General features: G+C 67.5%; 11 protein-coding genes and 2 tRNA genes. 4 read left to right on the top strand and 9 right to left on the bottom strand.

Annotation, left to right across the window (positions count from 1 at the left end; translation table 11 throughout):
- Positions 1 to 127 precede the first annotated feature (127 nt).
- A complete protein-coding gene (locus AAHM41_RS33270; protein WP_342240930.1) occupies positions 128 to 2047 on the bottom strand; it encodes a calcium-binding protein in 1920 nt (639 codons plus the stop codon).
- Between the two features lie 433 nt (positions 2048 to 2480).
- Positions 2481 to 3224, bottom strand: a complete 744-nt coding sequence (locus tag AAHM41_RS33275; RefSeq protein WP_342240931.1) for a TOPRIM nucleotidyl transferase/hydrolase domain-containing protein — start codon at positions 3222 to 3224, stop codon at positions 2481 to 2483.
- A 349-nt stretch (positions 3225 to 3573) separates the two neighbouring features.
- Between AAHM41_RS33275 and AAHM41_RS33280 the strand changes: the two genes are divergently transcribed.
- Entirely contained in the window at positions 3574 to 5976 is a 2403-nt protein-coding gene (locus AAHM41_RS33280) for a beta strand repeat-containing protein (RefSeq protein ID WP_342240932.1), read from the top strand.
- A gap of 56 nt (positions 5977 to 6032) precedes the next feature.
- Entirely contained in the window at positions 6033 to 9077 is a 3045-nt protein-coding gene (locus tag AAHM41_RS33285; protein ID WP_342240933.1) for a beta strand repeat-containing protein, read from the top strand.
- A gap of 179 nt (positions 9078 to 9256) precedes the next feature.
- Here AAHM41_RS33285 and AAHM41_RS33290 read toward each other — a convergent pair whose 3' ends face one another.
- Positions 9257 to 9814: a DUF6456 domain-containing protein gene (locus tag AAHM41_RS33290; protein ID WP_342240934.1), complete on the bottom strand. Its 558-nt coding sequence runs from the start codon at positions 9812 to 9814 to the stop codon at positions 9257 to 9259.
- Between the two features lie 120 nt (positions 9815 to 9934).
- Here AAHM41_RS33290 and AAHM41_RS33295 point away from each other — a divergent pair, with 120 nt between their 5' ends.
- Positions 9935 to 10228, top strand: coding sequence for a hypothetical protein (locus AAHM41_RS33295; protein ID WP_342240935.1), 294 nt, complete (start codon positions 9935 to 9937; stop codon positions 10226 to 10228).
- 161 nt (positions 10229 to 10389) lie between these two features.
- Here AAHM41_RS33295 and AAHM41_RS33300 read toward each other — a convergent pair whose 3' ends face one another.
- Together AAHM41_RS33300 and AAHM41_RS33305 are read right to left on the bottom strand one after the other, a co-directional pair.
- Complete coding sequence (locus tag AAHM41_RS33300) at positions 10390 to 10893, bottom strand: hypothetical protein (protein WP_342240936.1); 504 nt, start codon at positions 10891 to 10893, stop codon at positions 10390 to 10392.
- Positions 10893 to 11225 (bottom strand): hypothetical protein, encoded by a 333-nt coding sequence (locus AAHM41_RS33305; RefSeq protein ID WP_342240937.1) that lies wholly within the window; start codon positions 11223 to 11225, stop codon positions 10893 to 10895. Before AAHM41_RS33305 ends, AAHM41_RS33300 begins: the two co-directional genes overlap by 1 nt.
- A 274-nt stretch (positions 11226 to 11499) precedes the next feature.
- Here AAHM41_RS33305 and AAHM41_RS33310 point away from each other — a divergent pair, with 274 nt between their 5' ends.
- Entirely contained in the window at positions 11500 to 12078 is a 579-nt protein-coding gene (locus AAHM41_RS33310; RefSeq protein WP_342240938.1) for a LexA family transcriptional regulator, read from the top strand.
- A gap of 99 nt (positions 12079 to 12177) precedes the next feature.
- On the opposite strand, the gene AAHM41_RS33315 is transcribed toward AAHM41_RS33310, so the two are convergent.
- From AAHM41_RS33315 to ltrA, 4 genes are all read right to left on the bottom strand, one after another.
- A tRNA-Arg gene (locus AAHM41_RS33315) sits at positions 12178 to 12254 on the bottom strand.
- 8 nt (positions 12255 to 12262) lie between these two features.
- On the bottom strand, positions 12263 to 12553 hold the full coding sequence (locus AAHM41_RS33320) for an ETC complex I subunit (protein ID WP_088149529.1): 291 nt from the start codon (positions 12551 to 12553) through the stop codon (positions 12263 to 12265).
- Between the two features lie 32 nt (positions 12554 to 12585).
- A tRNA-Pro gene (locus tag AAHM41_RS33325) sits at positions 12586 to 12662 on the bottom strand.
- A gap of 511 nt (positions 12663 to 13173) precedes the next feature.
- On the bottom strand, positions 13174 to 14505 hold the full coding sequence (gene ltrA, locus AAHM41_RS33330; RefSeq protein WP_342240939.1) for a group II intron reverse transcriptase/maturase: 1332 nt from the start codon (positions 14503 to 14505) through the stop codon (positions 13174 to 13176).
- Positions 14506 to 14893: the final 388 nt, after the last annotated feature.

Below are 14893 nucleotides of genomic sequence, written 5' to 3' on the forward strand. Positions count from 1 at the left end.
CCCCCGGGGGGGGGCCGGGGGGGGCCGCAACTCTTCGACTCTGCCTGAACTATGCCACGTGACGCAGCGTCGCGCCAAGAACAAAAAGCGAACGCGATGGGCTGATCCCGGTCACCGGCGCACGGATCTATAGCACGAAGTCGCCGGCCACCGGGGCCAGGATGCCGGTCAGGGCGATGGCGAAATCGGCCAGCTTGTCGCCGTTGGTGTCGCCCGAGACGATGGTCTGGCCGGCGTCGATCCAGACGTGCAGCTGCCCGGCGACGCCGGTGAACGCCCCGGTGCCGAGATAGGTGAAGGCCTGGTCGCCGGCGACCCCGGTGTTGGCGTCGATCAGCGACAGGTCGATCTTGTCGCCCTGGGCATGGCTGAAATCGGTGATCAGGTCGCGGCCCGCCGCCGTCGACGGGCTTTCCGTGGTCGTGACGAAGATGAAAGTGTCGGCGCCGGCGCCGCCGGTCAGCTGGTCCATGGCGCTGCCGCCATGGAGCAGATCGTTGCCGGCGCCGCCGTCGAGCAGGTCGTGGCCGCCCGCGCCGTCGATCGTGTCGTTGCCGTTGAAACCGTTCAGCAGGTTGACGCTGCCATTGCCGAAAAGCTTGTCGTTCCCCTGGCTGCCGTTGACGTCCTCGATCGAGACATAGCGGCTGTCGGTCTGCAGGTTCACGGTCAGGCCGTACGGGCTGTCCCAGTAGGAGACAAGATCCCGGCCTTCGCCGCCGTCCAGGATGTCGGCACTGCCGCGGAGGATATCGTTGCCGCCCCAGCCCCGCAGCGCCTTGGTGTAGTAGCCAGGGCCGGTGAGGGCGTCATTGAATTGACTGCCGTTGAGGTATTCGAAGCCGGACAGGACATCGCCCTGCGCATCGCCGCCCGTGCCTTTGCCGGTCACCAGGTCGACCGTCACCCCGGCTGCGCTGGTATAATAGCTGACGGTGTCGCTGCCTACGCCGCCGACGAGCTTGTCGGCGCCCGCCCCGCCGCGCAGGAGATCATCACCGTCGCGGCCGTCGAGAGTGTTGTCGGCATTGCTGCCATTGAGCACGTCATTGCCTGCATAGGCATAGACGTTCTCGATCGAGATCAGAGTGTCACCTTCCGCGTAGCTGCCGCTGCCGACTCCGGTCGTGAGATCGACCGTCACGGCTCCACTGGAAGTATAACGAACTGTGTCGATGCCATCTCCTCCGTCAAAAGTGTCTCCTCCTAAGAAACCATATAATACATCATTACCACCAAAGCCTCTTATAACATTGTCTCCATAATAATCGTATACTGTGTCGTTTCCGTCACCGCAATCTATATTTTCAATGGAGATAAAATGACTGAACACATCGGTATCCCCGAGACGGAACGTTCCCCCTATCGTGGCACCGCGGAAGCTGGCAAAGTCCGAGCCCGCGCCGCCATCAAGGCTGCTCCCGCCGATCAGGATATCGTCGCCAGCGCCACCATATTGGCTGTAGCTTCCGGACAGCACATCGTCGCCGGCATCGCCGTACAAGCTGCTGCCGCCGGTTCCGCCGCGAAGCGTGTCGTTCCCATCCCCTCCGCGCACGTCAATGATACCGGAAGCGCCGGTCAGCGCATCGTCCGCCGCGCTGCCCGTGAGATATTCGATCGAGGTGAACGTGTCCCCCTGGGCATCGCCGCCCGTGGCCGAGCCGGTGGATAGGTCGACGGTGACCCCGGAGGCGCTACCGGCATAACTGACTCTGTCGTAGCCGGCACCGCCGTCGAGGACATCTGCCCCGGCGCCGCCAACCAGGAGATCCTCGTTATCGCCTCCCATCAGCGTGTCGACGCCGGCGCCGCCATAGAGCGTGTCGTTGCCCGCCTGCCCGGAGAGTGTGTCGTTGCCGGCATCGCCGTAGAGCCAGTCGTCGTTCCCTACGCCGGAAAGCGTGTCGTTCCCGCCCAGGCCGTGCAGCTCGTCCTGCCAGTAGTCGGGATCGATCACCGGGTCCCCGGAGGGCTGCGGCACCAGGATCTCCCCGGTCATCGTATCGTTGCCCTCGGTGCCGAAACGCGGTGCGGCGATCGCCATGGTCGCTCTCCCTATCCCGAATTGAAATCCAGCTCGAATACAGCGGCAGCAGGCTCCGGCCGACGGCTCCCTGCCGTGTCGACCTTGGCCGCCGGTCCCACGCCAGGACCAGACAACTCAATTAAGCGCAAATTATGTCGACTCCCGACCTCTCCGTCGAGCCCGGTGCCGACAAATACCGCCAATACCAAGGGTCGAACATATTGACTTCGTCATCCCGTGCGCGCTGCGGCGCGAAGTGCCGCTGCGCAGGTACGGGATCTCGGCACGATCTCACAGAGATCCCGTGTCTGCAGCGCATCATTGCATGCTGCGCTGCGCACGGGATGACGGTCATTGTTTATGGTGCTTGTATAACCCGAAACATCGACCCGTCATGGCGAGCCCCGAAGGGGCGTGGCCATCCAGTGGCCCCCGCCCTGATGACTCCTCGTTAACGCGACGGCCCCGCACCAGATGCATTTACAAGCGGTCTCCAAGCCCGGCTCAGGACGCCCTGGAGCGGCCGGGGCTGGCGGTCGAGGTCCAGCGCGAGAACGAAGAGGCTCGCATAGCGCAGCTTCCGGCGCGCGCCCGCCCCCAGGAAGCGGCGAAGCTGATCGCCGAAGCCGGCGTCGCGCCATGCGGCTTGTCTCTGCAGCGTGCGAAATGCCGCGAGGTCGCCCTCTTCCGCCAGGATCGCTTCGATGGCGTCGGGTCCGACCGCGCGGATGAGCTCATCCTCCAGGTCGCGGTCGCAGACGAAGAACCCCTCGCGTTCGAGATCGTTGCGTGTTTCCGGTGGCGCATAGCCGGCCCGCGCCAGGTCGCGGCAGAAGTGCCGCTCCTCGGCGGCATCGCACAGGCCGCAGACGCGCAGCCCGGCGCCGGCCGGCCCGAAACGGGCCAGGAACTTCGACACCGACCGGGCGCCGCCGATCGGCACCACGACCACCCCGTCCCGCGTCAGGTCTCTGGCCTGGAGGCTTGCCAGGGTCTCGACGGCGATCTGATCGCTGATCCCCTCGACCAGCACGATGGACCGGGCGTGCCGGGCGCGCTCCAGCGCATCGGCGGTCGCTCGCAGCGGAGCATCGGCCCCGCTGGCATATCCGGGAACGGCAAGCTCCCGGTGCCGGCGCCGCGCGCCGCGGCTCCGCGATCGCGCCGGCACTGCATCTGCGGTTTTGTCAGCCAATCTGGCCATCCATGCGTTCCGACAGGCCCGGCCATCGTACAATCGCGGCCGCCCCCTGACCACGGAACGTGCCGCCGCATCAAGAACAAGAAAGGCGGACACGATACGCGACGGGCTCCGGCCGGCCGAGAGCGGCCCATGAGCGTCCTTGTGTCGTTGTCGTCTTCTGATGCCGGGCCGCGATACTGGGACGGATCCACCGGCTGGGATGAATGTCACAATCCTCTGGCACGAAGGCGCAGATTTGGGTCAAATTGCCCCCACTTTCGCAGCCATTTGAACCAATCGATTTGCGCGCCGCCGGCCTCCGATCCGCGCTGAGGCGAATTCCAACGGGAGAGGAATCACCATGGCCATCATCAACGGCACCCCGGAAGACGATGATCTCACCGGAACGGGCAACGATGACCAGATCTACGGCTTCGCGGGCAACGATACCCTTTCGGGCCTGGGCGGGACCGATATCCTGGAAGGTGCAGACGGAAACGACACGCTCGAAGGCGGCAGCGGAAACGACATTCTCCGTGCCGGGGCCGGCATCGATCATCTGATCGGCGGCGACGGCGACGACTGGCTCTCCGCCGATCCCAGCGGCGGCGACGTGTTCGAGGGCGGCGCGGGCGCCAACGACACCATTGCTTACGTGGCCCTCAACCTCGCCACCGGGGTCACGGTGGACCTGGCGGCGGGCACCGCCTCCGGCGGCGCGACGCTGAGCGGGATCGAGAACGCCCGTGGGACGAATCTCGCCGACACGCTGACCGGGAACAACGGCCGCAACATTCTGTTCGGTGAGGCCGGCGAAGATGTGCTGGACGGCGGTGGTGGCGACGACACGCTCTACGGCGGCGGCGGTTTCGACATCATATCGGGTGGCGACGGGGACGACGTGCTGAGCAACGGCGTCCCTGGGTCCGGTGCGGTGCTGGACCGACTGGACGGCGGCGCCGGCAACGATACCGTGGATTATTATGAAAGATACGACCACCTAACGATCGATCTGGCCGCAGGCACGATCAATGGCCAAGCCCTGCTGACCGGCATCGAGAATGTGCGCGGTTCGAGATACTACTCCGACACCATCACCGGAAACGCCCAGGCCAACACTCTGATCGGCTATGGCGACAACGACACGCTCCGCGGTGGCGACGGCGATGACAGGCTCGAAGGCGGCGCCGACTCCGACAAGCTCTACGGCGATGCCGGCGACGACCTCCTCGTCGAGTCCTCGATCGGAACGAACGATCTGCTGGACGGCGGCGACGGCACCGACACCGCCGATTACAGCCAGTACGGCCAGAACATCTATCTCGACCTGCAGATGGGCATCGGCGGCAATACCGGCAATATCACGCTGGTGGCGATAGAGAACCTGATCGGCACCAGGTTCGACTTCGACACGCTGGTCGGCGATGGCCTCGGCAACGTTCTCGACGGCCTCGACGGCGCCGATTTCCTGCAAGGGGGTGGCGGCGACGACGTGCTCAGGGGCGGGACCGGGGCCGACGATCTCAGGGGCGGCGCTGGCAGCGACACCGCCAGCTACTACACCAGCGCGGCCGGCGTGACGGTCGATCTCGCCGCCGGCACCGGCACCGGCGATGCCGCGGGCGACACCTTCACCGACATCGAGAACCTCACCGGCAGCGGCCGGGGCAACGACACGCTGATCGGAAACGCCGGCGCGAACGTCCTGTCCGGCTGGGGCGGCAACGACCTGCTCCGCGGCGGCGCCGGGGCCGACACGCTGGATGGCGGGGTCGGCACCGACACCGCCACCTACTACACCAGCGCGGCCGGGGTGACGGTCGATCTTGCGGGCGGCGATGCCCAGGGCGACATCCTGATCGGCATCGAGAACCTCACCGGCAGCAACCTGGGCAACGACACGCTGATCGGGAACGCTGGTGTCAACACCCTGTCCGGCTGGGGCGGCGACGACCTGCTCCGGGGCGGCGCCGGGGCCGACACGATCGATGGCGGCACCGGCAGCGATACCGCCAGCTGGTACACCAGCGCGGCCGGGGTGACGGTGAACCTCGCGGCCGGCACCGCCGGCGGTGGTGACGCCCAGGGCGACACCCTGGTATCGATCGAGAACCTCACCGGCAGCAATCTGGGCAATGACAGCCTGGTCGGGAATGCGGGCGCCAACATCCTGTTCGGCTGGGGCGGTGACGACTTGCTCAGGGGCGGCGCCGGGGCCGACCGCCTCGACGGCGGTGCCGGCAGCGATACCGCCAGCTACTACACCTCAAACGTCCGCATTTTTGTCACCCTCTTGGCCGGCTTCGGCAGCGGCGGCGAGGCCCAGGGCGACACCTTCAACAGCATCGAGAACGTCACCGGCTCCACCGCGGCCGACGATATCACCGGCAGCAACGCGGCCAATGCGCTGAATGGCTGGACCGGTCAGGACGTGCTGCGCGGTCGCGGCGGTGGCGACCGCTTTGTTTTCTCCGCCGCCAGCGACAGCAAGGTCGGGGCGGCCGACGAGATCACCGACTTCAGCCACGCCGAGGGCGACCGGGTGGATCTGTCGGCGATCGACGCCAACACCGCGGTCGTAGGCAACCAGGCCTTTACCTTCATCGGCACCGGCCTCTATTCGGGCGTCGCCGGCCAGCTGCGCTATGTCTCCGACGGCATCGTCACCACCATCGCCGGCGACGTCAATGGCGACGGCGCCTCCGACTTCCACATCCAGCTCACCGGCGCCATCGGCCTCGTCGCCGCCGACTTCGTGCTGTAGCGGCCAGGGGCGCCACCAGTCAGGCCAATGCCAATACCAACGGGAGAGGAAGCATCATGCCCACCTTCAACGGGACCACGGGAGACGACACTCTCGTCGGAACGAATTTCCCCGCCCCGGATGGCAACGACACCATCAACGGCCTCGCCGGCAACGATACGCTTTCGGGCCTGAATGGATCCGACGTGCTCAGGGCGGGAACAGGCATCGACCATCTGATCGGGGGTGCCGGCGACGACGTGCTGTCGGTCGATCCGTTCAAGTCCGACAGCACGCTGGACGACGGGCCCGGCGACGTCATCGAGGGCGGCGCAGGCGTCGACACGATGTACTACACGACCATCAGCGGTACCACCGGGGTCACGGTGAACCTGGCCACGGGCACCGCCTCCGGCGGGGCGACGCTGAGCGGGATCGAGAATGTCGTCGGGTCGAACCATGACGACTCGCTGACCGGGGATGCCGGCAACAACCTGCTCGAGGGTGGCAACGGTGACGACACGCTGGTCGGCGGCGCCGGCAACGACCTGCTCCGCGGCGGAGCAGGGCTCGATCAACTGGACGGCGGGGCCGGCAACGACACCGTGGAAGCAGGGGGCACGATCGATCTCGCCGCCGGCACGATCAACGGCGTGGTCCGCCTGACCAGCGTCGAGAACGTTCGCGGCGGGGGCAGCATCACCGGAAACGCCGAAGCCAACATCCTGACGGGCGTAGCCAACAGCAACGACACGCTCCACGGTGCCGCGGGCAACGACAGGCTCGACGGCGGCGGAGGCTCCGACAGCCTCTATGGCGATGCCGGCAACGACGTCCTCCTGTCTTCCGGCCTCGCATCCGGTGTCGCTGTACCCATCCTGATGGACGGCGGCGCCGGCACCGACGCTGTCGACTACAGCGGCTATCTCCGGTCCATCTATCTCAACCTGCAGACCGGCATCGGCCTCGACGGCGACCTGACGGTGACGCTGGTGTCGATCGAGAACCTGATCGGCACCGCTTACAACTTCGACACGTTGATCGGCGATGGCGGCAACAACGTCATTGACGGCCTCGGCGGCGGCGACGACCTGCAAGGGGGCGGCGGTGACGACCTGATTCGCGGCTGGGCGGCCGGCAATCAGCTGGATGGCGGCGCCGGCAACGACACCGCCACCTACTACAACCGAGGCGCCAATGGCGTGGTCGTCGACCTTGCCGCCGGCACCGCATTGGGCGTCGTCAACGACATCCTGGTGTCGATCGAGAACGTCACCGGCAGCGGCCAGGGCAATGACACGCTGAGTGGGGATGCCGGCGCCAACACCCTGGCCGGCTGGGGCGGCAACGACCTTCTCCGCGGCAGGGCCGGCGCGGACCGGCTGGACGGCGGCGTCGGCGCCGACACCGCCAGCTACGATGAAGGCGCCGTCGGCGTGGCCATCGATCTGGCGGCCGGAACCGCATCCGGCGGCAACGCCCAGGGTGACATCCTGGTGTCGATCGAGAACATCGACGGCAGCCAGGGCAACGACAGCCTCACGGGCAACGCCGGCGCCAATACCCTGGACGGCAAGGCCGGCGACGACGTGCTTCGCGGCGGGGCGGGCGCGGACCGGCTCATCGGCGGCAACGGCAGCGACACCGCCAGCTACTTCGACGGCACCGTCGGCGTGACCATCGACCTTGCGGCCGGAACCGGATCCGGCCCCAATGCCCAGGGCGACATCCTTCAACAGATCGAGAACGTCGACGGCAGCCAGGGCAACGACAGCCTCACGGGCAACGCCGGCGCCAATACGCTGGCCGGCTGGGGCGGCGACGACGTGCTTCGCGGCGGCGCCGGGGCCGACCGCCTCGACGGCGGCATCGGCATCGATACCGCCAGCTATTACACCGGCAGCGCCGGCATCGTCGTGGACCTGTCCACCGGCGCGGCCAGCGGCGGCGACGCCCAGGGCGACACCCTGATCGGGATCGAGAACGTCTCCGGCAGCCAGGGCGTCGACACCCTGATCGGCGATGGCGGCGTCAACGTGCTGCAGGGTTGGAATGGCAACGACGTGCTTCAGGGCGGCGCCGGGGCCGATCGCCTCGACGGCGGCGCCGGCTCCGACACGGCCCGCTACGACACCGGCAGCATCGGGATCACGGTCGATCTCGCCATCGGCAGCGGCAGCGGCGGCGACGCCCAGGGCGATGCCCTCGTCTCGATCGAGAATGTCGACGGCAGCCAGGGCGACGACCAGCTCACCGGCAACGCCGGCGCCAACGTGCTGCAGGGCCTGGGCGGGGACGATGTGCTTCTGGGCGGGGTCGGCGCCGACCGCCTCGACGGCGGCGCCGGCAGCGATACCATCAGCTACGCCACCAGCAGCACATCCCTCCAGGTGGATCTGTCGACCGGCTTCGCCAACTTCGACACCTTCGTTTCGATCGAGAATGTCATCGGCAGCCAAGGCTCCAACGAGCTCATCGGCGATGCCGGTGCCAATCGTCTGGATGGTCAGGGCGGCGATGACGTGCTCCGTGGCGGAGCGGGTGCCGACCAACTGATCGGCGGCGCCGGCATCGACCTCGCCAGCTACTTCACCAGCACGGCCGGGGTGACGGTCGACCTCGCGGCCGGCACCGCGTCGGGCGGCGACGCCCAAGGCGACACCCTGATCGGCATCGAGAACCTTAGCGGCAGCAACGGCGGCAACGACACGCTCAGCGGGGATGCCGGTGACAACCGGCTGTCTGGCCAGTGGGGCAATGACGTGCTCCGCGGCGGGGCGGGTACCGATAGGCTGGACGGCGGCACCGGCACCGACCGCTTCATCTTCACCGCCACGGCGGACAGCGCGGTCGGGGTCGGCGCTGACCGGATCACCGATTTCAGCTATGGGGACAGGATCGACCTGGCGGCGATCGACGCCGACACTGGCACCGACGGCGACCAGGCTTTCAGCTTCATCGGCACCGGCCTGTTCACCGGCGTCGCGGGGCAACTGCGCTATGCCATGGCCGGCGCCGTCACCACCATCGCCGGCGACGTCGACGGCGATGGCGTCTCGGATTTCCACATCCAGCTCACCAACGGCTCCGTCAGCCTCGTCGCCGGCGATTTCGTGCTGTAGCGCCGGCCTCACGGCAGGCGGCGCGTCCACTCGTTCCGGCGAGCCCCGCAGGGGCGTGGCGATCCAGCGGCTCCGGCCTCCGGATCGCCACGCCCATGTTCGCGGAGGGCACTCCGCTCCCAACGCAGTCAAGGGACAAGGCCCCGTCACGACGCCCCCACGGCCCGGGGCCGGGGACCTCACCGCGGCTCCCCTCCTCCCGGCGCCGGATCGTCGCGGCCGGTCAGGCGATAGTGGTCCGCCAGGGTCTTCAGCCCGTCCTCCAGCACGCCCATCACCTTGTCGCGGATGCGGCCCTGCCTGGCGGCGATGACCGTGACGTCCTGCTCATGGCAGCACACCGCCTCCACCACCGCGCCGACATGGGCGCCGAGGCAGCGCAGCGCCGATTTGTAGGCGCGCAGGGTTTCGAGCTGCACCTCGCTCGGGGTCGGCACCCCGCCGGTGCCGCGGATACCGGGCGGCAGCTCGCCGTCGCGGTCCCTGGCGCCCAGCACGCCGATCTCGAACTGGCCGCGCAGCCGCTGCCCGGCCGAATGCATGCGCGGGCTGATCGTGCCCCGCGCCGCCAGCCGGTCGAGCGGCGATTGCACCAGGCGGCCGACCGGGGCGCCGATCGCGGTGCCGGTCGGCCGGTCGACGATTCCCGCCGCATGCCGGGCGCGCTCGGGCGTCTCCCGCATCTCCTGCCCGGCTGCAGTCGCCCCGCCGTGGTCGATCTTGCGTCGCGCCATCATGCCCCTCTGCTGCCTTCGAAAATTCCGCGATGGAGAGGGCATCCGTGCCGCCTCCATCTCTTTGATCGGGAACAACATCCGTCGTCGTCCCCTTGCACTAGTGGGAGGACCGGAGGTCGCATGACTGAGTCCCCACGACAGGCCGAGGCGATCCACGCCTGGCTGCGCATCTATCTGCTCAACTGGCAGGAGGGCCATCGGCCTTCGGTGCTGGAGGTGGGATGGATCGCCCGCGCCATGCGGATCGCGCGCGACGGCGGCAGCCTGGACCGGATCCACGACTGCATCCTGGCCGCGATCACGCGCCGAGCCTCGGCGGAGCCGCCCGAGCCCTATGGGCTGGAGCAGTTCCGCCGGGACTTCGCCGCCTTCCGCGAGGCCCATTTCAGCGGCCCGGCGGCAGCGCGGATCTAAGAGACGGTTTGGAAATGCGCTGGCGTGAGTCGGATGGCGGTGGTTTCGAGAACCGGAGCGCAGCGGACGTTTGGGTCCGTGAGCACCGGAAACGGAGAAACCGCCGTCAGACGGCCGCGCCAGTAGCATTTCCAAACGGTCTCTGAGCGGGTCGCCTCCGCTCACCAGAGGGCCATCATCGCCGTGGCACAGCCGGTCGGCGACCACCGGGCCGGCGGGCCGATCCGGACCACCGGACCGGATGGCTCGGGATGCTCGTGCCTGGCGAATTCGCGGCGCCGCACCGCCGCGTCGTAGCTGGCGGCGCTGTCCTTGGTCGGCCGCGGCCAGCCCGCCTGCGCCATCCGCAGGCGGCCCCTTGCCAGGGCCAGGGCCAGTGCCCGTGTCGCGCTGGGCCCGGCCCGGCGCGGCACCGTGCGCTGGCCGGTGGCGGCGATCTCGAAGACGCGCCGGCGGCGGCCGATGACGGTGATCAGGCCGGCCCGCCGCAGCCGGCGCAGCTCGTAGCTGATCAGGCCGGGATTGCTGCCGATCCGGTGGCCGGCGGCCTGCAGCGTAGCCGTCAGCTCGGCCGTCGAGGGCGTCACCGCCCCCTCCTCCGCCATGGCGGCGATGACGGCGAACAGCGTCCGGCTGCGGTCGCTGAGCCGGGTTTCGCCGCCCATCAGGCGCCCGTCCCCGGCGCCGGCGCTGCCGCCGGGTCGACCAGGGCGAAGGCCGACCCGGTCGCCAGCACGCAGGCGGTGCCGCCGGCCTGGATGCCGAGCACGGTGGCCGTGGTGCCGTCGGCCGAGGCCAGGATCTCGATGACGAAGCCGCGGTCGGACAGCATCCGCGCCACCGGGGCCTCGTGGTAGCGCTCGTTCAGCGCCGCGGCGACGATCTCGTAAGGGGCACAGGGGCTCTCCTCCTGGGCGGCGGCCGGGGCCGCCGGGACAGCGGTCAAAGCAAGGGCGAGGCCGGCCGCCGGGCCGGCGAGCGCGGATGCGAAGGACATGATCGAACTCCGAAAGGAAGGGCGGTCATCCGGGCCGCCACGGTCCGTGCGGAAGGGAGGGTCAGCCGGCGCTGCTGAGCCGCAGCGGCACCAGCCTCAGGCCCAGCAGCGTCGCCGGGGCGAGGGCCGCGGAATTATCTCGGTCGGCCTTCGGGTGGCATGAAATGGGACCAAAGCCATAGGATGAAAATTCCCCATTATGGGGAATTAGTCAAGCTGATATTTCCCGAAATGGGGAATGACAAACCCGATCCGATCTTCCAGAATGCCCAGAATGGGGAACGGACTGAAACGGCTGCGCCAGGCCCGGGGCTGGACGCATGAACAGGCGGCGGAGGCCATGGGCATCTCGCGCGGCCAGCTGATCAAGCTCGAGCGCGGCGAGCGGCGGCTGACCGCCGACTACATCCGGCTGGCGGCCGAGGCCTTCGGCGCCAGCGAGCTGGAGGTGCTGGGCACGCCCCGCGCCGTGCGGCTGGTCGGCAAGGTCGGCGCCGGGGCCGAGGTGCATCTGTTCGACGGCGACGCGTCGTCGGAGCGGATCGACGAGGTCGAGGCCCCGCCCGGCGCCGACGACATGACCGTGGCGGTGATCGTCGAGGGCGATTCCATGTTCCCGCGCTATATGGAGCGCGAGACCATCTATTACCGCCGCGCCGATGCCACCGGCGATCCGGCCGGCCTGATCGGCCGCGAGGTCGTGGTCCGCCTCGCCGACGGCCGCACCTTCGTCAAGGTGCTGCGCCGCGGCTCCAGCCCCGGCTACTTCACCCTCGACAGCTACAACGCCCCGCCGATGGAGGATGTGGTGGTCGAATGGGTGGTGCCGGTGAAATGGGTCAGGCGGGACTGACCGGCCACCCGTCCCGGCCCCCTCCGCCGGGGCGGACCGCCCTGAGCGGGACGCTCGTCCTCGCGGCCGGCGGCTTCGTGCTCTGACGAGGGAGAAGGGTGGCGACCCCGGCTGGACTCGAACCAGCGACCGTCCGCTTAGAAGGCGGGTGCTCTATCCGGCTGAGCTACGGGGCCGTATCCGCTCAGCGCGGCCGCGGGCGGAAATTGTCGGCATAGTTGCGCGGCACCACCCGGCGCTCGTGCTCCGGCAGCACGGAATAGGCGATGCTCTTGCGCTCGGCGAAGGCGATCGCCTCCTCCTTGCTCGGGAAGGTCAGCTGCACCTGGTTCAGCGTGTCGCCCGAGGCGACCCAGCCCATCAGCGGCTCCGGCCGGCGCGGCGTCGCGGGCTCGTATTCCAGGACCCAGTCATGGACCTTGCCCCGGCCGCTCTGCATCGCGGATTTGGAACGACGATAGATGCGCGCCTGCATGGCTCGGCCGATTCTCCAGTGTTCTGCCGGGCTGGTCGGGGCGGAGAGATTCGAACTCCCGACATCCTGCTCCCAAAGCAGGCGCGCTACCAGACTGCGCTACGCCCCGTCGGCCCGAACGCCGCAGGTTTCCTAGAGGTTTTGCAGTGGGTTGGCAAGGAGCTTCTGCCGGGCCGAAGAGAACGAAACAGCACCAGCCCAAGGGCTCCGATGCAAGGAGTCCCGACATAGTCCCGACCGGAGGTCCACTTTTGTTCTCATAATCCCTTCAATCGGGCTCCCAGACGGATCCTAGTCCGGCCCGATATGGGTCGCCGACAGCCGAACGCCGATTTCTGCGGTACAGGCGTTGGTGGGCAGATCAACCCAGGCGGGTATACCGACTCGGATCTTGCAGACGGCATCTTACGATTGCCCCGCCCCTGCCCTTCAGGCTCTATCAGCAACTCAGCTTCAAATCGGTAGAGTCGAGATGTGGCGCGGTGGCTTTAGGTTCGAACATATCTGTTCCCGCCTCTTTCGTCTGGCGGAGCCTCACTGGTTCGACCATGGCTCCGTTTCCACATCCCGCTCATCGAACCGGACATGCAGATCTCCCGCATCCGGCTCTCGGACAAGACTCACGCCTTCGCCCACGGCACGTCGTGCCCAAGCCTGTTCAGACGCACGAGCCCGTAATGCCCGTAGAGGTGCGAGAGTGGATAACTCCCACGCCTTTGCCGTCTGGACTTGTGCTTGGCGCGCAACCACCGGCGCAACCGCACCGCAGTGTAGCTGTCGAGCGCCCGATACGCCTTGCTGACGGCGCCTATTTGGAAGTAGTTCGCCCAGCCGCGTAGCGTGCGGTTCAACTGCCCGACCAGCGTTGTGGTCTCTTGCCACGTCCCCGCCCGGTCAGTGAGCGCGTGGATCTTCTCCACAGCGCTCTTGATGCTCTTCTTGGATGGCCGGTGCCCCAGGTACGCCTGGCCGGTCCTCGCCGAATACATCCGTCCGAACGTGTAGCCCAGGAAGTCGAACTCCTCTTCCGGAACCTTGCAGATTCGTGTCTTCTCCTCGTTCACCGTCAGCTTCAGCTTGCTCATGATCTCGCGCAGTCGTCGCAGAGCCTCCTCAGCTTTGCCCTTTTTGCACAGGATCACGAGGTCGTCGGCATAGGTCACGATGCGCGTTCCGAGGCTGCGTTCCAGCCCGAGCTTCTTCCACCCCAGCACGAACCGGCGCATGTAGATGTTCGCCAGCAGCGGTGAGATGGGAGAGCCTTGCGGGATGCCCCGCCGGCTGTCCCGGGCTTCGGTCGTACGCTTCCTCCGTCCTCGATCGTCGGTTTCTTCCACCGGGCAGTCCAGCCACATCCTGACCAGGCACAGCACGCGTCGATCGACGATCCGGCGTGACACACACTTCATCAGTTCGGCATGGGGAATGCTCCCGAAGTAGTCCGCGAGGTCGGCATCAACGACTTCCGGGTGGCCATGGAACAGTTGCCGGTCCACTTCGACCACCGCCTGCTGGGCATTCCGCCCGGCACGGTAGGCGTATTGTTCCGGTGGCAGGTCTGCCTCGAAGATCGGTTCCAGCACCAGCATCGCTGCCGTCATGCAGACCCGATCCCGCACCGTCGAGATGCCCAACGGCCTCAGCTTGCCGTTGGCCTTCGGGATATACACTCTTCTGATCGGATCAGGGCGGTAGCTCTCCTCCCTGAGCGCAAGCGCCAGTTTGCCAAGCCATCGCTCGACGCCATACGCCTCGATGTCCGCGAAGTCCTGGCCGTCCACTCCCGGTGCGCCCTTGTTCGAGCGGCACTGGGCGTAGGCCTGCGCCAGGATGTCCCCGCGGCCGATCTTGTCGTGCAGCGCGTAAAAGCGATAACCCGCTTCTGCCTTCGCTTTCGCGTGTAACGCCGTCTGCAGCTTCTGGACACTCTTCGGAGTTGATAGGTCGCCCAATCTCCGGCCCCTCACCGCGTCTTGCGTCCGTCTTGAACTGAGGCCCCTTCCCTCCGCCGGCATTACCCGGCCTCACCGGTACTACGGGCCTCTCCGCCACCCCAGCGCGCCCGGCTCTCCCTCACGGGCCTCCGGTTGATCATCCCTGATCACGCTCTGGGGCTTCCCGTGTTGCGTGCGCTTTCCTTGTGTACATGCTGCCGCCACTACCCCGGTGCAGCAGTTGGGCGTCGTCTCGCTCTTCCACCCAACCATATCAGCCTTCCCCGATGTCCCTGTCGGGTCGGCCTGCACGTCGGTCTTTTCGAGGCTTGCTCGGCGTTCACTCACGTTGCGGCCTGCACACTCGCACGGTCACCAAGTCGTGACCGCTCTATCCAGAGGCTTC

This window comes from Inquilinus sp. OTU3971 (assembly GCF_038440215.1).